Annotated in this window: 20 protein-coding genes; 13 read left to right on the top strand and 7 right to left on the bottom strand. The window is 71.5% G+C overall.

Translation table 11 applies throughout. The features are described 5' to 3' along the window. Nucleotides 1–45 precede the first annotated feature (45 nt). From ACMXN5_RS22865 to ACMXN5_RS22855, 3 genes are all read right to left on the bottom strand, one after another. The gene (locus ACMXN5_RS22865; RefSeq protein WP_126642955.1) at nt 46–624 is read right to left on the bottom strand and encodes a TerD family protein; all 579 of its coding nucleotides are present in this window, start codon (nt 622–624) and stop codon (nt 46–48) included. A gap of 197 nt (nt 625–821) precedes the next feature. Continuing rightward, nucleotides 822–1,397, bottom strand: coding sequence for a TerD family protein (locus tag ACMXN5_RS22860; RefSeq protein ID WP_126642884.1), 576 nt, complete (start codon nt 1,395–1,397; stop codon nt 822–824). A gap of 166 nt (nt 1,398–1,563) precedes the next feature. Then, nucleotides 1,564–2,022, bottom strand: a complete 459-nt coding sequence (locus tag ACMXN5_RS22855) for a peroxiredoxin (RefSeq protein ID WP_439676749.1) — start codon at nt 2,020–2,022, stop codon at nt 1,564–1,566. Between the two features lie 130 nt (nt 2,023–2,152). On the opposite strand from ACMXN5_RS22855, the gene ACMXN5_RS22850 reads away from it, so the two are divergent. Beyond that, the gene (locus tag ACMXN5_RS22850) at nt 2,153–3,100 is read left to right on the top strand and encodes a maleylpyruvate isomerase N-terminal domain-containing protein (RefSeq protein ID WP_439676747.1); all 948 of its coding nucleotides are present in this window, start codon (nt 2,153–2,155) and stop codon (nt 3,098–3,100) included. Between the two features lie 101 nt (nt 3,101–3,201). Here the strand turns inward: ACMXN5_RS22850 and ACMXN5_RS22845 are convergent, their stop codons facing one another. Both ACMXN5_RS22845 and ACMXN5_RS22840 read right to left on the bottom strand, forming a co-directional pair. Continuing rightward, complete coding sequence (locus tag ACMXN5_RS22845) at nt 3,202–3,645, bottom strand: DUF3052 domain-containing protein (protein WP_379995360.1); 444 nt, start codon at nt 3,643–3,645, stop codon at nt 3,202–3,204. A 191-nt stretch (nt 3,646–3,836) separates the two neighbouring features. Continuing rightward, the gene (locus ACMXN5_RS22840) at nt 3,837–4,061 is read right to left on the bottom strand and encodes a DUF1918 domain-containing protein (protein WP_439676746.1); all 225 of its coding nucleotides are present in this window, start codon (nt 4,059–4,061) and stop codon (nt 3,837–3,839) included. Between the two features lie 391 nt (nt 4,062–4,452). On the opposite strand from ACMXN5_RS22840, the gene aceE reads away from it, so the two are divergent. The 3 genes from aceE to ACMXN5_RS22825 all read left to right on the top strand — a co-directional run bounded on the left by aceE (nt 4,453) and on the right by ACMXN5_RS22825 (nt 10,000). Then, complete coding sequence (aceE, locus tag ACMXN5_RS22835) at nt 4,453–7,188, top strand: pyruvate dehydrogenase (acetyl-transferring), homodimeric type (RefSeq protein WP_395788141.1); 2,736 nt, start codon at nt 4,453–4,455, stop codon at nt 7,186–7,188. A 224-nt stretch (nt 7,189–7,412) separates the two neighbouring features. Beyond that, nucleotides 7,413–8,843: a hypothetical protein gene (locus tag ACMXN5_RS22830; RefSeq protein WP_439676744.1), complete on the top strand. Its 1,431-nt coding sequence runs from the start codon at nt 7,413–7,415 to the stop codon at nt 8,841–8,843. Beyond that, entirely contained in the window at nt 8,840–10,000 is a 1,161-nt protein-coding gene (locus tag ACMXN5_RS22825) for an ARPP-2 domain-containing protein (RefSeq protein WP_439676743.1), read from the top strand. The genes ACMXN5_RS22830 and ACMXN5_RS22825 overlap by 4 nt, the downstream gene beginning before the upstream one ends. A gap of 44 nt (nt 10,001–10,044) precedes the next feature. On the opposite strand, the gene ACMXN5_RS22820 is transcribed toward ACMXN5_RS22825, so the two are convergent. After that, nucleotides 10,045–11,043 (bottom strand): aldo/keto reductase, encoded by a 999-nt coding sequence (locus ACMXN5_RS22820; protein WP_439676741.1) that lies wholly within the window; start codon nt 11,041–11,043, stop codon nt 10,045–10,047. Then, complete coding sequence (locus tag ACMXN5_RS22815) at nt 11,021–11,482, bottom strand: MerR family transcriptional regulator (RefSeq protein ID WP_395788133.1); 462 nt, start codon at nt 11,480–11,482, stop codon at nt 11,021–11,023. Before ACMXN5_RS22815 ends, ACMXN5_RS22820 begins: the two co-directional genes overlap by 23 nt. A 407-nt stretch (nt 11,483–11,889) precedes the next feature. On the opposite strand from ACMXN5_RS22815, the gene ACMXN5_RS22810 reads away from it, so the two are divergent. The 9 genes from ACMXN5_RS22810 (at nt 11,890) to fabF (ending at nt 20,837) form a co-directional block, all read left to right on the top strand. Then, complete coding sequence (locus ACMXN5_RS22810; protein WP_439676740.1) at nt 11,890–12,870, top strand: ABC transporter substrate-binding protein; 981 nt, start codon at nt 11,890–11,892, stop codon at nt 12,868–12,870. A 10-nt stretch (nt 12,871–12,880) separates the two neighbouring features. Continuing rightward, on the top strand, nt 12,881–13,933 hold the full coding sequence (locus tag ACMXN5_RS22805; protein WP_439676739.1) for a FecCD family ABC transporter permease: 1,053 nt from the start codon (nt 12,881–12,883) through the stop codon (nt 13,931–13,933). After that, nucleotides 13,930–14,742, top strand: a complete 813-nt coding sequence (locus ACMXN5_RS22800; RefSeq protein ID WP_439676738.1) for an ABC transporter ATP-binding protein — start codon at nt 13,930–13,932, stop codon at nt 14,740–14,742. Before ACMXN5_RS22805 ends, ACMXN5_RS22800 begins: the two co-directional genes overlap by 4 nt. Next, entirely contained in the window at nt 14,739–15,452 is a 714-nt protein-coding gene (locus ACMXN5_RS22795) for an adenosylcobinamide amidohydrolase (RefSeq protein ID WP_439676737.1), read from the top strand. Before ACMXN5_RS22800 ends, ACMXN5_RS22795 begins: the two co-directional genes overlap by 4 nt. Before the next feature lie 310 nt (nt 15,453–15,762). Then, nucleotides 15,763–16,929, top strand: coding sequence for a PucR family transcriptional regulator (locus ACMXN5_RS22790; RefSeq protein WP_078975217.1), 1,167 nt, complete (start codon nt 15,763–15,765; stop codon nt 16,927–16,929). Nucleotides 16,930–17,026: 97 nt separating this feature from the next. Beyond that, nucleotides 17,027–17,980, top strand: a complete 954-nt coding sequence (locus ACMXN5_RS22785; RefSeq protein ID WP_439676736.1) for an ACP S-malonyltransferase — start codon at nt 17,027–17,029, stop codon at nt 17,978–17,980. A gap of 73 nt (nt 17,981–18,053) precedes the next feature. Beyond that, a complete protein-coding gene (locus ACMXN5_RS22780) occupies nt 18,054–19,064 on the top strand; it encodes a beta-ketoacyl-ACP synthase III (protein WP_439676735.1) in 1,011 nt (336 codons plus the stop codon). A gap of 81 nt (nt 19,065–19,145) precedes the next feature. Continuing rightward, nucleotides 19,146–19,391, top strand: a complete 246-nt coding sequence (locus ACMXN5_RS22775) for an acyl carrier protein (RefSeq protein WP_371863166.1) — start codon at nt 19,146–19,148, stop codon at nt 19,389–19,391. A 144-nt stretch (nt 19,392–19,535) separates the two neighbouring features. Further along, entirely contained in the window at nt 19,536–20,837 is a 1,302-nt protein-coding gene (gene fabF / locus ACMXN5_RS22770; protein WP_439676734.1) for a beta-ketoacyl-ACP synthase II, read from the top strand. The last annotated feature ends 207 nt before the right edge of the window (nt 20,838–21,044 follow it).

Genomic DNA, 21,044 nt, shown 5'->3' with positions numbered 1-21,044 from the left:
CCGGCCCCACCGGGTGACCGACCCTGACACACCGTCAGCGCGTACTCACTGCACGCTGACGCCGAAGTCGAGTGCGATCCCCCGCAGGCCCGAAGCGTACCCCTGCCCTACTGCGCGGAACTTCCACTCCCCCTGGTAACGGTAAAGTTCTCCAAAGATCATGGCAGTCTCGCTTGACGCGTCCTCGGTCAGGTCGTAACGCGCCAGCTCGTTGTTGTCCGCCTGATTCACGATCCGAATGTAGGCGTTGCGGACCTGGCCGAAGGTCTGCCCGCGCATCTCCGCGTCGTAGATGGAGACCGGGAAAACCACCTTCTCGACCTGCTCCGGAACGGCCGTCAGGTCGACCAGGATCACCTCGTCATCGCCGTCGCCGTCACCGGTGAGGTTGTCACCGGTGTGCTCGATCGACCCCTCGGGGCTCTTCAGGTTGTTGTAGAAAACGAAATAGTCGTCGCCGAGCACCTTGCCCGCCCCACCGCACAGCAGCGCACTCGCGTCCAGGTCGAACGAGGCGCCCGTGGTGGCGCGCGCGTCCCAGCCCAGACCCACCAGCACATTGGTGAGGTTGGGTGCGGCCTTGCTCAGCGAGACGTTTCCGCCCTTGGCGAGGGTGACCCCCATCGAATCCTCCTGATCGTCGTACATTCGCGTTCAACCTTGCCACGCCCCCGACCCCCCGGGGCCCCCTTTTTGCACAGCTCTGGACATGCACAGGCGCACATTTCGACAACCCTCGGCGCGGGCCCGACCGGTCCGGGACGACGAACGCCCGCCGACCGCGGTGAGCGGTCGGCGGGCGTCGATCATGTGCGCCCGGGTCAGACGTTGACCCCGAAGTCCTTGGCGATGCCGCGCAGGCCCGAGGCGTAGCCCTGGCCCACCGCGCGGAACTTCCACTCCGCGCCGTTGCGGTACAACTCGCCGAAGACCATCGCGGTCTCGGTCGACGCGTCCTCGGTGAGGTCGTACCGGGCGAGTTCCTTGTTGTCGGCCTGGTTCACGATGCGAATGAACGCGTTGCGGACCTGGCCGAAGCTCTGCTGCCGCGTCTCGGCGTCGTAGATCGAGACCGGGAAGACGATCCGCTCGACATCGGCGGGGACACCCGCGAGGTTGACCTTGATCGCCTCGTCGTCGCCCTCGCCCTCACCGGTGAGGTTGTCGCCGGTGTGCTCGACGGAGCCGTCCGGGCTCTTCAGGTTGTTGAAGAAGACGAAGTGCCCGTCCGACGGCGCCTGGCCGCTTCCGTTGAGCAGGATCGCGCTCGCGTCGAGGTCGAAGTCCGTGCCGGTGGTCGTACGCACGTCCCAACCCAGGCCGACGAGAACGGCGGTCAGGCCGGGAGCCTCCTTCGAGAGCGAGACGTTGCCGCCCTTGCTCAGGCTGACGCCCACGAGTCCTCCAAAAAGTTCATGGAGCAACGGGTGCCCCGGGGTTTTCGCCTACGACGTGACAACGCGCCGATCCTAGTCATGAGTTCCTGACCGGCGGGAGGTCTCGCCGCGGCACGGGTACCCGCCCCGGCCCGAGCTACGCGCGAACCGGCCGGCGAACCTCGCCTCACAGCGCCGCGAGCGCCCTGTGGTACTCCGTCCGGTCCCGCGCGTCGGGCATCGCGTTGACCACGCTCCAGCGGATCACCCCGCCCCGGTCGATCACGAAGCTCGCCCGCAACGCGCACCCCTTGTCCTCGGCGAAGACCCCGTACGCCCGAGCCGCGGCGCCATGCGGCCAGAAGTCCGAGAGCAGCGGAAACCCGTAGCCCTCCGCCTCGGCGAACACCCGCTGCGAGAACGGCGCGTCACAGGAGAGCGCGAGCACCTGCACATCGTCGTTCTGGAAGGCGGACAGCCCGTCGCGCAGCGCGCCCAGCTCGGCCGTGCACACGCCGGTGAACGCGAACGGATAGAAGACGAGGAGCACGTTCTTCTCCCCCCGGAAGTCCGCGAGCCGCACACCCTCACCGTGCTGGTTCCGCAGCTCGAAGTCGGGGGCCTCGCTACCGATCTCCACGGCCATCGTGCGCATCTCCTCGTCCCGGGCAACGTCCGCTTCGCGCCGGCGAGCCTAGCCGGATGGCGCGCGCGAGTCGGCACGAGCGGGTGGGGGGTCGGCGTTCGGCGGTCGGGGGAGCGGGCAGTATGCGGGCATGTCCTCGATCGAGATCGTCAGCGGCCCGTGGGGCACCGCCTCCATGCCCGCCGAGGCGCAGCGCACGCGGGCCCTGGCCGCCTGGGACGCCTTCCGCGACCTGGCCGACCGGGTCGACCTCGACGCGCCGTCCCGCCTGCCGGGCTGGGACGGCCGCGCCGTGATCACCCACCTCGCGTCCTGGCCCGAGGCCCCGCTGCTCGCCCGCCTGCTGGCCGAGGCGAGCGGCCGACGGGCCCCGGACACGGCGCCGATGCACCAGGACGAGGTCAACGCGCGCCTGGTCCTGGCCCACCGCGACGCCGATCGGGAGGAACTGCTCGCCGCGCTCGACGACGGCCGGACCCGACTGGTCGCCGCGTTCGACGCCACCACCGAGGACCCGTCCCTGGCCCTGGCCCGCACCGGCTCGCAGGTCGGCCCGGTCCCGCTGCTCACCCAGCTCGGCGCGATCGCCTACGAGCTGGCCGTACACGCGCTCGACCTGGCCCCCTGCGGTGCGGGCGAACCGCCGCCCGAGCTGCTGGACGCCGGCGTCCTGGCCCTGGCCGACATCACCGGCGCGCTCGCCGCCCGGCACCGCGTCCGGGCCCGCACCGGACTGGCCGTGCCCGGCGGCGGCTGGGGCTTCGCCGCCCCCGGCGCGGCCGGCACCGGCTGGGAGGTCTTCCCGCTCCCGCCCGGCCGGCCGAACCTGCCCGCCGTCGAGGCCCGCGCCGCCGCCCTGCTCCTGGACGCCTCCGCCGGCCGCCGCCCGGTCCCCGCACTCCTGGCCCGCCGCGACCTGAAACCGCACAACCTCCCGGGCCTGCTGTCCCTGGCCCCCCTGCTCGACCACGTCCCGGGCCTGCCCGGCGGCCCGGCCCTGCGCCTGACCGCCGCCGCGCTCGGCGGCGTCGGCCGCATGACGGCCCTGCTCCCCACCCTCACCCGAACCCGCCCCTGACCCGAAGGCGCCGGGACGGCCCCGAACAGCCGAGACCCCGGTGCGGTGACCTTTGTCACCGCGCCGGGGTCTCTTCGTCTGCTTACCGCAGTGGCGTCGAGTCACTTCTTGCCGCTGCGCACCGCCTTGGGCGACACCAGACGGGTCGCCGACCAGTCCTTGACGGCGCCGAAGCTCGTCGTGCGGGCCAATCCCGCCGTCGGCGCGGCTTCACCGATGTCCGAGGGTTCTACATATCCGTCCCGGCCGGTCTTCGGGGTCAGCAGCCAGATATGGCCGCCATCCGTGAGCGTGGCGAGGGCATCCACGAGGGTGTCGACGAGATCGCCGTCGTCCTCCCGGAACCACAGCAGGACGACGTCGGCAACGTCATCCTCGTAGTCCTCATCGACGAGTTCGTTTCCGGTGAGTTCCGCGATCTCCTCGCGCAGCTCCTCGTCCACGTCGTCGTCGTAACCGAGCTCCTGGACCACCTGTCCGGGCTGGAACCCAAGTCGAACGGCCGAGTTGGCCCGCTCTTCCGCGTGGTCCGCGGTCGCGCTCACGAATCAACCTCCCTTGTCCGGCCCCACAACGCTTCGGGGCTCACGCGCGTAAGTCCACACGCGCCAGGCTGTTCGCGCAAGTACCCAGGTCACGTACTCGCGCAAACGCCACACCCATGTAGTGCGGAAGCTACCCCCGCCGGGCATGGATCACGCAACGTATTCGAGGGTCCAGCCTGACAGACGAAAGCTCACCAGGTGCGCCGGGGCCGTCCCGCGGCCGGATCCGCGCCCCCGACCCGCTCGATGACCGCGTCGGCGCCGGGGATCACCAGACCGGTGTGCCCGTCCTCGAACCGCACCACGTACGGCGGCCCGCCGTCCGGGCCTCTGACCTCGATGATCTCCCCGAATCGATCGCCTCGGCCGACCGTCTTCCCGTGCACGTGGAGCCGGTCGCCAATTCGTGCCCGCATCAGCCCTGACCTCCCTGTCGAACGGGTGCGAAACCACTCACACCCTCCCAGGGAACTACGCCAGTGCGCTGTGCGTAAGACAGTCGGCGTAAGGTCTTGGAGGTTCACGGTTGCATCACCCCGCAATCGCGAACCGCCGCGTGGAGCGTCCGGTGACAGCCGGACGATCAGGGCAGCTCCGCTCCTGTCGCGGTAACCGAACACGGATCGGGCTCGGTACATGATCGGTGGATGAGACGCAGGCGGGCACCCCGCCGGTCCATTACCGGTCGGTAGAGATGACGGATCCGACGTCCGGGTACCACGATGGGGACGGCGCGACACCGCTCAGGGTGGTCGACCCCGCTCTCGCGGGGAGGGTCCCCATCTACCGATAAGGCGAAGGAACAGCGTGGCTTCCGGACGAGAGCGCTTCTCGATCATCAGCGACGGCCTCCCGAGCCAGCTCCCCGACATCGATCCGAACGAGACCGGGGAATGGCTGGAGTCGCTGGACGCAGTCATCAACGAGCAGGGCCGCCAGCGAGCCCGATACATCATGCTCAAGCTGCTCGAACGGGCCCGTGAACGTCAGGTCGGCGTGCCGGGCCTGCGGAGCACGGACTACATCAACACGATTGCCCCGGAGAGCGAGCCCTGGTTCCCCGGCGACGAGAACATCGAACGGCGCATCCGTGCGTTCGTGCGGTGGAACGCCGCGATCATGGTGTCGCGGGCCAACCGCCCCGGCCTGGGCGTCGGTGGTCACATCGCCACCTACGCGTCCTCGGCGAGCCTGTACGAGGTGGGCTTCAACCACTTCTTCCGCGGCAAGGACCACGGGGAGTCGGGCGACCAGATCTACTTCCAGGGACACGCGTCGCCGGGCATCTACGCACGTGCCTTCCTGGAAGGACGTCTGAGCGAGGCCCAGCTCGACGGCTTCCGGCAGGAGAAGTCGGCCGCGCCGAACGGGCTGCCCAGCTACCCGCACCCGCGGATGATGCCGGAGTTCTGGGAGTTCCCGACCGTCTCGATGGGTCTCGGCCCGCTCGGGGCGATCTACCAGGCCCGGTTCAACCGCTACCTGCACAACCGCAACATCAAGGACACCTCGCGCAGCCACGTCTGGGCCTTCCTCGGCGACGGCGAGATGGACGAGCCGGAGTCGCTCGGCAACATCGGCCTGGCCGCGCGCGAGGAGCTGGACAACCTCACCTTCGTGATCAACTGCAACCTGCAGCGACTCGACGGTCCGGTGCGCGGCAACGGCAAGATCATCCAGGAGCTGGAGTCGTACTTCCGCGGCGCCGGCTGGAACGTGATCAAGGTCGTCTGGGGCCGAGACTGGGACCCGCTGCTGGCCCAGGACACCGACGGCGCGCTCGTGAACAAGATGAACACGACGCCCGACGGCCAATTCCAGACCTACGCGGTGGAGTCCGGCGCCTACGTGCGCGAGCACTTCTTCGGCGACGACGCGCGGCTGCGCCGCATGGTGCAGGACCTGAGCGACGAGGACATCCAAAAGCTCGGTCGCGGCGGGCACGACTACCGCAAGGTCTACGCGGCCTTCAAGTCGGCACGTGAGCACGTCGGCCAGCCGACGGTGATCCTGGCGCAGACGGTGAAGGGGTGGACGCTCGGCCCGAACTTCGAGTCGCGCAACGCCACGCACCAGATGAAGAAGCTCACCAAGTCGGACCTGAAGGCGTTCCGCGACCGGCTCTACCTGCCGATCTCGGACGAGCAGCTCGAAGCCGACCTCCCTCCGTACTTCCACCCGGGTGAGAAGTCCGAGGAGATGGAGTACATGCGCGAGCGGCGCGCCGCGCTCGGTGGCTCGCTGCCGCAGCGGCTGGACCGGTCCAAGGCGCTCAAGCTGCCCGGCGACCCGGTCTACAGCGTGCTGAAGAAGGGCTCGAAGCAGCCGGTCGCCACGACGCAGGCGTTCGTACGCCTGCTCAAGGACCTGATGCGCGACCCGGAGATCGGCAAGCGCTTCGTGCCCATCGCACCGGACGAGTACCGCACCTTCGGCATGGACGCGATGTTCCCGACCGCGAAGGTCTACAACCCGCACGGGCAGACCTACGACTCGGTCGACCGGGAACTGCTGCTGTCGTACAAGGAGTCGGCGCAGGGCCAGATGTTGCACGACGGCATCTCCGAGGCCGGTTGTGTGGCGTCGCTGATCGCCGCGGGCTCGACGTACTCGACGCACGGCGAGCAGATGATCCCCGTGTACGTCTTCTACTCGATGTTCGGGTTCCAGCGCACCGGCGACCAGTTCTGGCAGATGGCCGACCAGCTCAGCCGCGGCTTCGTGCTCGGCGCCACCGCCGGTCGCACCACGCTGACCGGCGAGGGCACCCAGCACGCGGACGGGCACTCGCAGCTGCTGGCCTCGACCAACCCGGCCTGTGTGGCGTACGACCCGGCCTTCTCGTACGAGATCGCGCACATCGTCAAGGACGGTCTGCGGCGGATGTACGGCGAGAACGCCGAGGACGTCTTCTACTACATGACGGTCTACAACGAGCCCATCGCGCAGCCGGCGGAGCCCGCGAACGTCGACGTGGACGGCATCCTCAAGGGCCTGTACCTCTACCAGGACGGCCCCGCCAAGGAGGGCGCGCTGCGCGCCCAGATCCTCGCTTCCGGTGTCGGCATGCCGTGGGCGCTGGACGCGCAGAAGCTGCTTGCCCAGGACTGGAACGTGGTCGCCGACGTCTGGTCGGTCACGTCCTGGAACGAGCTGCGGCGCGACGCGGTCGCGGCGGAGGAGCACAACCTGCTCCACCCCGAGGCCGAGCCGCACATCCCGTACGTGACCCGCGTACTCGACGGCCGTCCCGGCCCGGTGGTGGCGGTCAGCGACTGGATGCGGGCCGTCCCGGACCAGATCTCGCGCTGGGTCCCGGCCGACTTCGCGTCGCTGGGCACCGACGGTTTCGGCTTCGCCGACACCCGCGGCGCGGCCCGGCGCTTCTTCCACGTGGACACCGAGTCCGTCGTGGTGGGTGTGCTGTCGGAGCTGTCCCGCCGGGGCGAGATCGACCCGGGCGTGGTGGCCAAGGCCATCGCGCAGTACCAGCTCCTGGACGTCAAGGCGGCCGGAGTGGGCACGGTCGGCGGCGACGCCTGACCCGCCGGTGACCTGCCGATAGTGCGGCCGAGGCCCCGATCCGTGCGCGGATCGGGGCCTCGGCCGTTATTTCCCGCTCCTTCGGGATCACCCCGGTCTAGACTTTCCGGGCCGGCCGCGGGACTTCGGTTTGCGACTTTCGGAATCGCCTCTCAAGCGTCACTTCGCTGTTCGCTCCTCCATTCCCCGGCCGGCATCCACTTTTGGTCGGGCCGAGGGGATGCGTGGTGGACCGCCGGGACCTGGTCGCGTGCGAGGACGTGGTGATGTTCGTCAACGCGGCGGTGACCTCCACCGGGCAACGCGAGTTCCGTGACGACGCGACCGCACAGCGGTTGTCGGTGGAGTTCCTGCACGAATACATCCTGGGCAACTACCGCGAGCTCTACGCCGCGTCGCTGGCCCTGGACATCAACGACTTCAACGCCGCGCTGATCGTTCGCAACCTGCTGGTGAGCAGCCGCGACCTGACCCCCGAGGTGCGCCGCCGCGAGGGTGAACTGATCGCCCGCCGGCTGGAACTGATGGCCCCTCAGCGGGTCTGGCGGCTGTTTCGCGAGCTGGCCCGACGCGGCGTCAACAACCGGCGCACCCGGGCGATCATGCGCGACTGGACCGCGCAGCGCCGCGATCCGGTCTTCGACGCGGTGAAGTATCGCACCGGGGTGAAGGCGACGATGCGGCACGCGCATCTGGAAGTGCCCGCCGAGACCGGGACGTTCCTGTTCAGCTCGCCCCGGAAGGTGTCGGCGTTCGGCACGCCGCTGTTCGAGACGTGGCGACAGGCGCACTACGCGCAGCGCGCGCTCTACGACCTGCCGTACAACGTGGCCGAGGGGCTGGCCTCGATGCACGGCATCAAGCGGGCCGTGTTCCTGGAGAAGATCGCCCCGCAGCTGACCCGCCTGGAGCGCCTGCGCCTGCAGGACGCGGCCGAGCGGGCCGGGGTGGCGGCGGTCCGGGCCGATCTCACCGCGATGCCGCTGACCCGGCTCGCGTCCTATGTACTGTCCCTGTCGCAGGCCGAACGGGCGGCCCGGCACGACGAGTTGCGGCACGCGATGACCGTCTCCGCACGCCGCGTGGCGGGCCCCGCCGCGGGCACCTGGGGGCGGGTGGTCGCGGTGCTCGACGACAGTTTCTCGTCCTTCGGTTCGACCGCGAAGCGGCAGCGCCCGCTGGCCGTGGCGCTCGCGTGTCGGTTCCTGCTCAAGGCGCTGGCCAAGGAGTTCACCGGGTTGTGGACCTCGGGCACGCACGACCCGCTGCTGGTGCGGCCGAGCGGGCCGACGCCGCTGGGCGAGCGCTTGATCGACGCGCTGGAACTGGCCCCGGACCGGCTGATCGTGGTCTCGGACGGATGGGACAACAGCCCGCCGGGCCTGGCTGCCGAGGTGTTGCGGGTGTGGCGCGAGCGGTTGGATCCGACGGGGGCGACCGCCGTGGTGCATCTGAACCCGGTGTACGACGCGGAGGGCTTCGACGTGAAGCGGTTGTCGGCGAGCGTGCCGACGGTGGGGGTGCGCGACGCCGAGGACGTGCCGGCGCTGGTGGAGTTGGCCCGCTTCGCCGAGGGGCGGGCCGGGTTCGCCGAACTGCGCCGCTATCTGGCGGATCGTCAGGACCGGTTCCGGTCCCGGGAGGCGGCGGCGTGAACGGCGGTTTCGCGGCGACCGGGCTGATCGCCCGGCCGGCGCAGGTGTGGGGCGCGGTGCGACTGGTGCCGCTGGTGCGCGAGGAGCCGCTGGTCGGCCTGCGGCTGGATCGACGGGTGTACGAGGTCGGTGATCCCTCGATCGTGGAGGTCGGCGACGGCACCTACTACCACTCCTTCATTCCGCACGCCTTCGTCGCGTCGTGGGATCCCGACGGCGATCGAACGGCGGCGTTCGGTACCCAGCTCCAGGAGCGCCCGGTCACGCCGCGCAACGCGCGGATGAAGATGCCGGGCCGGCGCGCGCTGCGCCGGATGGCCCGCGGCGTGAACAACGATCGGCTGCGTTTCCTGCCGATGCACCTGGCCATGGAGGGGTATCTCGCGCTGCACTTCGGCGGGCCCTCGATCGTGTGGGAGGAGTGGACCGATCGGGCCGTCCGCGAGGGTTTGTCGCCGCGGATGGAGGAGGCGTACTGCGGATACGCGGTGCGCGGGCTGGCCGACGCGCTCAAGGTGTTCGAGATCCATCGGGGCCAGTGCGGGGTCGCGCTCTACGTCGCGGACACGCTCGCGAGCGTGTTCGTGGTGCCGCATCCGTCCGACTACCGGGCCCTGCACGCGACGCTGCTCGAAGACCTGTACGGCGAGGTGCTGTTCCACTACGCGAACTACGTCGAGGCGGTGCCGGACTTCGTGGTGGGGATCGAGGCCGAGCGGGTGTCCTCGCTCGCCGACCTGCGCCGGGCGGCGGCCGGGCAGGCCGGGGCCTGGGAGCGGTTCCACCACCTGATGTTGTCCGGCCTCACCGGCGAGGGCGCCTACACGAGCGAATCGATCCACCGGCTGGGGCCGTTCGAGCTGTCCCGCTTCCTGCCCTCGTTCCGGCTCGACGAGGAGAACCACATCGGCGAGCGGATCGTGCACCGGGACGGGCGGCTCGCCTACTGCAAGACGTTTCGACTGTCCGCGGCGCAGGTCCGTCGGGGCCACCTGCTCTCCACGCTGCACGCGCACGGTTGGGCCCTGGACGCGGCGGCGACCGCCCTGCACACCACGCCGTCGGCGCTGGCCCGGCGGATCCGCGAGTCCGGGTTCGAGGGCCTGCTGCGGCAGCACGTGGTGGACCGCCTGGAGCGCGAGGGCCGCCGCCGCTGAGGCCGCCCCGCGCGGGGCGGCCCAGCGCGTGCCGGGAGTTCGGCTCAGTCGCGGTCGTTGAAGGTGCCCGCCATGTCCGGGTAGCGCCCACCGGTGACCTGTCCGGCGATCGGTTCGAGCGCGGCCAGTTCGGCGTCGGTCAAAACCAGGTCGACCGCCCCGACGTTCTCCTCCAGGCGGTGCCGCTTGGTGGTCCCGGGGATCGGCACCACCGACAGGCCCCAGGCCCGGGTGCGCGACTGCACCCAGGCGAGCGCGACCTGCGCCGGGGTGACGCCGTGTGCCTCGGCGATGGTCCGCACCGGCGCCAGGATCGCCGCGTTCGCCGCGGCGTTGTCGCCGGTGAAGCGCGGCTGGAGCCGGCGGAAGTCGCCCTCGGGCAGCGTCTCGGCGCTGGCCCAGGCACCGGTGAGGAAGCCCCGGCCGAGCGGCGAGTAGGCCACCAGGGCGGCGCCGACCTCACGTACGGCGGGCACCACGCTCTCCTCGATGTCGCGGGTGAACAGGCTCCACTCCGACTGCACGGCGGCGATCGGGTGCACGGCCGCCGCCGCGTGCAGCTCCTTCGCGGTCACCTCGGACAGGCCCAGGTGCCGGACCTTGCCCTCGCGGACCAGTTCCGCCATCGCGCCGACCGTCTCCTCGATCGGCACCCGGACGTCGCGGCGGTGCATGTAGTACAGGTCGATCACATCGGTGCGCAGCCGGCGCAGGCTGGCCTCGGCGGCCTGCTTGACGTAGGCCGCGTCGCCGCGGATCTCCCGCGCGCCGTCGGCGGTGTAGCTGATCGCGAACTTGGTGGCCAGGGTGACCCGGGCGCGCCGGTCGCCCTCGGCCAGGAAGGCCCCGAGCAGTTCCTCGTTGGTGTGCGGGCCGTAGACGTCGGAGGTGTCGAACAGGTCGACCCCCAGGTCCAGGGCCCGTTCCAGGGTGGCCACCGATTCGTCGTGCTCGGCGCCCGCGTAGAAGGCGCTCATGCCCATGCAGCCCAGGCCCTGGGGGAAGATCTCCGGGCCGTGCTCACCCAGCTTGAGAGTGCTCATCGTCGTTGCTCGCCTCCGCGTCCGCGTACATCTCGATCTTGTGGTCGATGACGAGCAGGCAGGTCTGGAGATCGCTGATGCGGTTGCGGACCTCCTCGCGGTGGTCCGCCAACAGCTCTCGGCGCGCGCGCCGGGTGTGATCGCCCTGGCGGACCAGCTCCGCGTACCGGAGCATGTCCGCGACCGGCATCCCGGTCAGGCGCATCTTGCCGACGAACTCCAGCCAGTCGAGATCGTGGTCGCTGTAGCGACGACGACTCCCCTGCCCGTTACCGTCCCCTCCCGTCCGGGGGCGCTGGCGGCTGACGTGCCGCATCAGGCCGATCCGCTCGTACCAGCGCAGCGTGTGCGCGGTCAGACCGGTGCGTTCGGCCACCTCGCCGATCGAGTACTTGCCGACCTCGTAGTCCGCGGACGGCCGGGTCTGCTGTACCGACATCGAGAAGCCTCCGATGGGAGGCCCGCCCCGGTGGGACGGGCATGACGGGAACGCTACGGAGTTCGAGCGCACTCCAAGCAAGCCCCCGGTCTCACGCGTCGGTCAAGTCGGCGGCGGCGCCGGAGCACGTGGCGAGGGGCGGCAAACCACCCCCAATCACCGAGGGTGAACGGGGGCGTTGATATCGTTCGCGCGTCGGCGACCGGTTTGTCGCCGACGGCGTCGAACGCAGCGAAGTCCGGTGTGATCCCGGCGCTGTCCCGCAACCGTGATGGCCCGCCCCGCTCCCCGGGGTCGCGGCCGAGCCGGGTCGCCTCGTCCGCGCCGACGACATCGGCCTCGCAGGAGGGGCGATCCGTCCCCACGGGTCCCGACGCCTGCCGCGTCCCGTGGACCTGGAGTTTCCGTTGAGATCCGTACCCCTGCTGCGTTCCGCCGCCGTGCTGCTGTTCGGCGCGCTCGTCCTCACCGGGTGCGGTGACTCGGACGACTCGAAGGACGACAAGTCCCAGGGCACGCCGGCGGCGTCCGGCGCCGGGTCGGGGCCCGACGCCAAGGCGTTCCCCGCGACGGTGGACTCGGGCGGCGCCAAGGTCACCATCCCCGCCGCGCCGAAGAAGATCGTCTCGCTCGCACCGACCGCGACCGAGATGTTGTACGCGATCGGCGCGGGCGGCCAGGTCACCGCGGTCGACGACCAGTCGAACTTCCCGGCGAACGCGCCCAAGACCAAGCTGTCCGGCTTCAAGCCGAACGTCGAGGCGATCAGCAACTACACGCCCGACCTGGTGGTGACCACCGACGACACCGACGGCGTGGTCGCGGCGCTGAACAAGTTGAAGATCCCGGTGGTGCTGACGCCCGCCGCGAAGACCTTCGAGGACTCCTACGCGCAGCTGAACACGCTGGGCGCGGCCACCGGCCACAGCCGCGAGGCGGGCGAGGTGGCGTCGAAGATGAAGGCCGACATCGCGGCCGTCGTCGCCGCGACGCCCAAGCCGGCGAAGCCGCTGACCTACTTCCACGAGCTGGACAACACGCTGTTCACCTCGACCTCGAAGACCTTCATCGGTCAGGTGTACGCGCAGTTCGGTCTGAAGAACATCGCCGACGAGGCGGACAAGAGCGGTTCGGGCTACCCGCAGCTGTCCGCCGAGGCCCTGGTGCAGTCCGACCCCGACCTGATCTTCCTCGCCGACGCCAAGGGCGGCGGGCAGAGCGCCGAGACGGTGGCCAAGCGCCCGGGCTGGGACCGGCTCAAGGCCGTGCGCGGGGGCGGTGTGGTCGCGCTCGACGACGACATCGCCTCGCGCTGGGGTCCGCGTGTGGTGGACCTGGTCCGGGCCGTGGCGGACGCGGTCACCAAGGCCGGTGCGGCGAAGGGCTGACGGCCCGCCCATGCGGGACCTTGCGGCGACCCGACGCCGGCCGGCACTGCTGCCCCTGCTCTGCGCGGGCGCCGCGCTGGTCGGCGCGGTCGTGCTCGGTCTGGTCGTGGGCGCGGCCGACCTGCCCGCGCGCGGGGTGGTGCTCGCGCTGCTCGACGAGTTGCCGCTCGTGCACGTCGACCACGGGTTGTCCCCGGTGCAGCACGCCGTGCTGATGGACCTGCGGCTGCCGCGCGTGCTGGCCGCGGTGGCCGTGGGCGGGCTGCTCGCCCTGGCCGGGGCCGGGTACCAGGGCGTCTTCCGCAATCCGCTGGCCGACCCGTACCTGCTCGGCGCCGCGTCCGGCGCGGGGCTGGGCGCGACGCTGGTGATCGTGTACGCGCACGGGGACAGCGTGGGCGGCGTGCCGGTGGTGCCGCTGGCCTCATTCGTCGGGGCGATGGGCGGGGTGCTGCTCGCGTATGCCATCGGCGCCACCGCGAACCGCTCCGGCGGCACCGCGAACCTGGTCCTGGCGGGGGTGGCGGTCGCCCAGTTCCTGGCCGCCGCGCAGACCTACGTCCAGTCCGCCAACACCGACGAGCTGCGCCGGATCTACTCGTGGATCTTCGGCCGGCTGTCCGGGATCGGCTGGGCCGATCTGCGTATGGTCCTGCCGTACGCGCTGCTCAGCACGGTGGTGCTGATCCTGCACGGCCGCCTTTTGGACGTGATGTCGGTGGGCGACGAGGAGGCCGCGGGCCTGGGCGTGCGGGCCGGCCGGGTCCGGCTCGTGGTGCTGCTCGCCGCGTCCCTGGCCACCGCGTCGGCGGTCGCGATCAGCGGCCTGATCGGTTTCGTCGGCATCGTCGTGCCGCACCTCGTGCGCCGCTTCGTCGGCGGCAGCTATCGGCGGGTGTTGCCGATGTCGCTGCTGTGCGGGGCCACGTTCCTGGTCCTGACCGACGTGCTCGCCCGCACCCTGACCGCGCCCGGCGAACTGCCGATCGGCGTGGTCACCGCGTTCGTCGGCGCGCCGTTCTTCGTCCTCGTGCTGCGCGGCACCCGGAAGGTGGACGTGTGAGCGCGCGCCTGTCGCTGCGCGAGGCCGGGGTCGACCGGGACGGGGTCCCGGTGTTGCGCGACGTGCGCGCCGACGTCGAGCCCGGCGAGTGGGTGGCGGTGATCGGCCCCAACGGCGCCGGCAAGTCCACCCTCCTCAAGGCGGTCGCCGGCCTGCTCCCCCACGTGGGCGAGATCACCGTGGCGGGCCGCCCCGTTCGCGGCCTCTCCGCCCGCGAGCTGGCCCGGACCATCGCCTACACGGCCCAGAACCCGGTCGTGCCCGACCAGATGCCCGTCCACGAGTACGTGCTCCTCGGCCGCACCCCCCACCTGGGCTACCTGGCCCGCCCGGGCCGCCGCGACCGCGCCATCGCGAGCGAAGTGATCGACCGCCTCGACCTGGGCCGATTCGCCGCCCGCGACGTGGGCCGGCTCTCCGGCGGCGAACGGCAGCGGGTGGTGCTGGCCCGCGCCCTGGCCCAGCAGGCGCCGGTGCTGCTCCTGGACGAGCCGACCACCGCGCTCGACTTGGGCCACCAGCAGCAGGTCCTGGAACTGGTCGACACGCTGCGGATCACCGACGGCCTGACCGTCCTGACCACGCTGCACGACCTGGGCGTGGCCGCCCAGTACGCGGACCGCCTGCTGATGCTGGTCGGCGGCCGGGCGGTCTCCTCCGGCCCGGCCGCCGACGTACTCACCCCCGACACGATCGCCGAGCACTACCAGGCGACCGTCACCGTCGACCAAGGTCCGGACGGCCGCCCCCGGGTCCATCCGGTCCGCCCCCGCCGGACGGTCCGAGACACCGCCGAGGAGGCCCCGTGACCGCACCGCCGCACCCGCGCCCGACCCCGTCCGCCCTGCTCACCCCGGAGCAGCCCGTCCGCGACGAGGACGGCACCCGCCGCCCGGCCCTGCTCTGGCGCGCCGGGCCGCACCGGATGATCTCCTCCGCCCTGCTCGGCGGCGGGATCGGCGAACGCGCATGGGTGCTCAACCTCCAGGTCCGCCCGGGCTACGACCGCATGGACCCGGCCGCCCACCTGGCCGATGTGGCCGCCTCGCTCGGCCTGACCGGCCCCGGCGTGGGCCTGATGACCGCCGCCGACGTCACCGCGTGGACCCACGGCGCGGACGAGGGCGTCGAGGCCCTGGCCACCACCGGAATCGGCATCCCCACCTGGGCCGCCGCCCCCGGCCCGGGTGTGCCGGGCACCCCGCCCCCCGGCACGATCAACATCATCGCCGCGATCCCGGTCCCCCTGTCCGACGCGGCCCTGGTCAACGCGATCGCCACGGCCACCGAGGCCAAGGTCCAGGCCCTCCTCGAAGCGGGCCGCCAATGCACCGGCACCCCTTCGGACGCCATCTGCATAGCCGCCACCATCCCCCACCCGAACACCCCGGTCGAACCCTTCGCCGGCCCCCGCTCGATCTGGGGCGCCCGTCTGGCCCGAGCCGTCCACACCGCAGTCCTCACCGGCGCCCACAACGACCAATCCCGCCGCACCAACACCCTCCACGCCCCCGCATGACCGCGCCCCGCCCCGAAACATCCGAGCCGTCGGCCCACCACCCCCGAGGCGCGTCAGCGCCCACGCCTCAGGCCACCCCCGGGATCGACGCGCGCAGCGCGGAGAGCGGCGGAGCCGCGAGTTTCGGGTCGGGTGGCCCGGAGCGAAGCGGAGGGACACCCGACCCCGAGCGAGGGGCCACTTTTTTCTCGGAGGAGCGAAGCGGGGGAGAGAAAAAAGCGGTCCCTCGCGAGCCGGCGCAAAGCGCCCAACAAGCAGCCCCTCGCGAGCCGGCGGCGGAGTCGGCCGGTGGGCAGAGGACAATGGCCCCGTGAGCCCCCAACCCGACCTTCGTGCCGCGACCGTCCGCAGGCTCGAGAAGTCCGCCGGTGCCCTGGCGGGCGCGGCGCTCGCGAGGATGGACGAGGCGCTTCCCTGGTACCGGAACATGCCCGCCGACAACCGGTCCTGGATCGGCCTGGTGGCGCAGGCCGGCATCTCCGCGTTCACCGAGTGGTTCCGGCATCCGGAGACCCCGCAGAAGGTCAGCGCCGACGTATTCGGCACCGCGCCGCGCGAATTGACCCGCACCATCACGCTGCCGCACACGGTCGAGTTGATCCGCACCACCATCGAGGTGGTCGAGGCGGAGATCGCCACCCTCGCCGCGCCCGGTTACGAACAGGAGTTGCGCGAATCGCTGCTGCTGTACTCCCGGGAGATCGCCTTCGCCACCGCGCAGGTGTACGCGCACGCCGCCGAGACGCGCGGCGCGTGGGACGCCCGCCTGGAGGCCCTGGTGGTGCACTCGCTGCTGCGCGGCGAGGCCGACGAGGGCATCCTGTCCCGGGCCTCGGCACTCGGCTGGGGCTCGCCGGACTCGGTCATGGTCGTGGTGGGCAACGCCCCGGACGCGGACGCCCAGGAGGTCGTCGACGGCATCCACCGGGCGGGCCGACACGCCCGGCTGAACGTGCTCACCGGGGTGCAGGGCGAGCGGCTCGTGGTGATCCTCGGCGGCACCGACGACCCGATCCGCGCGACCCGGTCGCTGATCGGCCAGTTCGCCCCCGGCCCGGTGGTGGTCGGCCCTCAGGTGCCCGACCTGTTGGCCGCCGTACGCTCCGCCCAGGCCGCGATGTCGGGACACCGCGCGTGCGTGGCCTGGCCCGACGCGCCGCGCCCGGTTTCCGCGGACGATCTCCTGCCCGAGCGCGCGCTCGCGGGAGACGACGAGGCCCGGGAGCAGTTGGTGGAGGAGATCTACATACCCCTGCACGCGGCCGGCTCCGCGCTCCTGGAGACGCTCTCCGTCTACCTGGAGCAGGCGGCGAGTCTCGAAGGAGCCGCCCGGATGCTCTTCGTCCACCCCAATACCGTGCGCTACCGGCTGCGACGCGTCGTGGACGTCACCGGCCTGGTACCGACCGAGACCCGTTCCGCATTCACCCTCCAGGTCTCGCTGATCCTCGGCCGACTGGCCGCGATCGAGAGCTAGTCGGCACCTATTTGTACGAACCCAACAAAGTCACCATCGGATCTTCGTCCCTGCCGATAAGGGGTTGCCACCCCTCGCAGGAGAGAGGCTTGACCTCGTGCTCGTACTCGTCGCCCCCGGACAGGGCGCTCAGACGCCCGGATTCCTCGCCCCCTGGCTCGACCTCGACGGCGTGGCCGACCGGCTGCGCTGGTGGTCGGCCGTCACCGGCCTCGATCTGATCCACTACGGCACCAAGGCCGACGCCGACGAGATCCGGGACACGGCGGTGGCCCAGCCGCTGCTCGTCGCCTCGGGTCTGGTGGCCGCGTTCACGCTGTTCCCGCAGCCCGACGACGTCCCCGGTTCGGTACGCGCCGCCGCCGGCCACAGCGTCGGCGAGCTGACCGCCGCGGCCGCCACCGGCGTGATCTCCGCCGAGACGGCGCTGACCCTGGTGCGCGAGCGGGGCCGGGCGATGGCCGCCGCCGCCGCGGTCACGCAGACCGGGATGAGCGCGGTCCTGGGCGGCGACCCCGAGACGGTACTCGCCAAGATCGCGGAGCACGGCCTGACCCCGGCCAACATGAACGGCGCGGGCCAGATCGTCGCCGCCGGCACCTTGGAGCAGTTGGCCGCGTTCGCCGCCGACCCGCCGGAGAAGGCGCGCCTGCGACCGCTGGCCGTGGCCGGCGCGTTCCACACCGAGCACATGGCACCGGCGGTGAACCGCCTGGCCGAACTGGTCCCGGGCGTGAGCGTGCGCAACCCGAGCGTCCCGTTCCTGTCCAACGCCGACGGCACGGTGCTGAACGACGGCCACGACGTGGTCGCGCGCCTGGTCAGCCAGGTCTCCAACCCGGTCCGCTGGGACCTGTGCATGGAGACCATGAAGGACCTGGGCGTGACCGGCCTGATCGAGGTCACCCCGGCCGGCACCCTGACCGCTCTGGCCAAGCGCGCCATGCCGGGCGTGGAGACGGTCGCGCTGAAGACTCCGGACGACCTCGAGGCCGCCCGGAAGCTGGTCGAGGCGCACGGTGGCCCGACCGGCCCCCAGAGCCCGTCGTGACCCCCGTCGCGACACCCGCTCTGCACCCGGCCGCGAACCCACCCGGCCTCGAACCCGTACGGGAGGACCACGCGTGACCGCAACCATCACCCCCCGCGCCGGAGCCGCGCACGCGCGCATCCTCGGCGTCGGCGGTTACCGCCCGGCCCGGATCGTGCCCAACTCCGAGCTGGTGGACCGGATCGACTCCTCCGACGAGTGGATCCAGTCCCGTTCCGGGATCCGGACCCGGCGCTGGGCCTCCCCCGAGGAGACCGTCGCCGAGATGTCCGTCGCGGCGGCCGGCAAGGCCCTGGCGCACGCGGGTCTGGACGCCTCGCAGGTCGGCTGCGTGATCGTCTCGACGGTCACCCACCTCAAGCAGACCCCGGCGATCGCCACCGAGATCGCACACCGCCTGGGCGCGGGCGGCGGGCGGGCGGCGGCGTTCGACGTCTCCGCGGCCTGCGCGGGCTTTTGCTACGGCGTCTCGCTCGCCAGTGACATGGTCCGCGGCGGCAGCGCCGAGTACGTCCTGGTGATCGGCGTCGAACGGCTGAGCGACCTGACCAACCTGTCCGACCGGGGCACCGCGTTCATCTTCGGCGACGGCGCGGGCGCCGTGGTGATCGGCCCCTCGCCCACCCCGGGCATCGGCCCCGTGGTGTGGGGTTCGGACGGTTCCCAGGCCGAGGCGATCACCCAGACCGTCGACTGGAACGACCTGCGCGACGACCGCGAGCAGGAGTTCCCCACGCTCAAGATGGAGGGCCAGAAGGTCTTCCGCTGGGCCGTGTGGGAGATGGCCAAGGTCTGCGAGCAGGCCCTGGACGCCGCCGGCGTCAAGGCCGAGGACCTGGACGCGTTCATCCCACACCAGGCCAACATGCGGATCACCGACGCGATGATCAAGGCGCTCAAGCTGCCCCCCGAGGTGCCGGTCGCCCGCGACATCGCCGAGAACGGAAACACCTCCGCCGCGTCCATCCCGCTCGCCATGGAGCGCATGCTCGAAAGCGGCGAAGCGGTCAGCGGCGGGACCGCGTTGATCATGGGATTCGGGGCCGGCCTCGTGTACGCGGGGCAGGTCATTACGCTTCCGTAGTCCCCCGTCGGTCGCCGCGAGGCGCCGATCGGACGAGCAGCACGGCTTTACGTCACCGCAAGATTCCAATCAAGGAGCATCATGGCTAGCCAGGAGCAGGTCCTCGAGGGCCTCGCCGACATCGTCAACGAGATCGCCGGCGTCCCCCAGGACGAGGTCGAGCTGGACAAGTCCTTCATCGACGACCTGGACGTGGACTCGCTGTCGATGGTCGAGGTCGTCGTGGCGGCCGAGGAGAAGTTCGAGGTCAAGATCCCGGACGACGACGTCAAGGGCCTCAAGACCGTCCGCGACGCGGTGGACTACATCGTCAAGGCCGCCGCCTAGGTCGGATGTAGCGCCGGTCGTTCTCCGGGCCGGACCGCGTTCGCGCGTCCGGCCCGGTCCGTCGCAGTCACACCACGGGCCCCGGCATCGCCGCACCCTCGGCACGCCGGCCGCCCGAACCCACAGCGTGAGAGTGAGAAGACAGTGAAGTCGACCGAGCGCAACGACGCCACGCGGACCGTGGTGATCACCGGTCTGGGTGCGACCACGCCGGTCGGCGGCGATGTCGCGACCACGTGGTCCGCGCTGCTCGCGGGCACCTCCGGCGCGCGGGCCCTGACCGAGGAATGGGCCGAGCAGCTGCCGGTCACCTTCGCCGCGCGGATCGCGGTCGAGCCCCTCGAGGTCATGCCGAAGGTCGAGGCGCGGCGCCTGGACCGCTCCGGCCAGTTCGCCATGATCGCCGCACGCGAGGCCTGGCTCGACGCCGGCTACGCCGCGAAGAACACCGCGCCCGACGACGCCCCGGACGCCCTCGTGGTGGACCCGACCCGCCTGGGTGTGGCCATCGCCTCCGGCATCGGCGGCGTCACCACCCTGCTCGACGCGTGGGACACCTTCAACGAGAAGGGCCCGCGCCGGGTCGGCCCGCTGACCGTGCCGATGCTCATGCCCAACAGCCCGGCCGCCAACGTCGGCATCGAGCTGGGCGCGCGGGCCGGCGTACACACCCCCGTGAGCGCGTGCGCGTCCGGCGCCGAGGCGGTCGCCTACGGCCTGGAGATGATCCGCTCGGGCCGCGCCGACGTGGTGGTCTGCGGCGGCACCGAGGCCGCGATCCACCCGCTGCCGATGGCCGCGTTCGCGAACATGATGGCGATGTCCAAGCGCAACGACGAGCCGCAGCGCGCGTCCCGTCCGTACGACAAGGGCCGCGACGGCTTCGTGATGGGCGAGGGCGCCGGCGTCCTGATCCTGGAGAGCGCCGAGCACGCGGCGGCCCGCGGGGCCCGCGTGTACGCCGAGGTCGCGGGCGCCGGGCTCAGCTCCGACGGCCACCACATCGCCCAGCCCGAGCCCACCGGCCGCGACATCGCTCGCGCGATGGCGCTCGCCTTGGCGGACGGCGGCCTGGAGCCGGAGGAGATCGTGCACGTGAACGCGCACGGCACCTCGACCCCGGCGGGCGACGTCACCGAGCTCAAGGCGATCCGCGCGACGCTGGGCGACGCGGCGGCCGACAAGGTCACCGTCACCAGCACCAAGTCGATGACCGGTCACCTGCTCGGCGGCACCGGCGCGGTCGAGTCGGTGGCCACCGTGCTCGCCCTGCACCACCGCCTCGCGCCGCCCACGATCAACGTCGACGACCTCGACGACGAGGTCGACCTGGACATCGTGCGGGGCGAGCCGCGCACGCTGCCCGACGGCGCGATCGCGGCGCTGAACAACTCGTTCGGCTTCGGCGGGCACAACGTCGTGGTCGCCTTCCGCAGCTTCGAGTAAGGCCCCACCGTCGCACACCCGTTCGTGCCCCCGTCGCGGATCTCGCGGCGGGGGCACGAATGTTCGCGGCCGAGCCCGGCGCCGCCGACCCGGTGATCGACCTGCTCGGGAGTACTCGCGTACCGGCGACCACCGCCCCGAGCCAACCCACAAGAGGGACGAATCACCCACGCCAGGGCGACCGTTCGTCCCGCCGTGCCCCGGGGC

The sequence above is a fragment of the Embleya australiensis genome (genome assembly GCF_051903075.1).
GTDB lineage: Bacteria > Actinomycetota > Actinomycetes > Streptomycetales > Streptomycetaceae > Embleya.
This window is presented reverse-complemented; position numbering and strand designations above follow the sequence as displayed.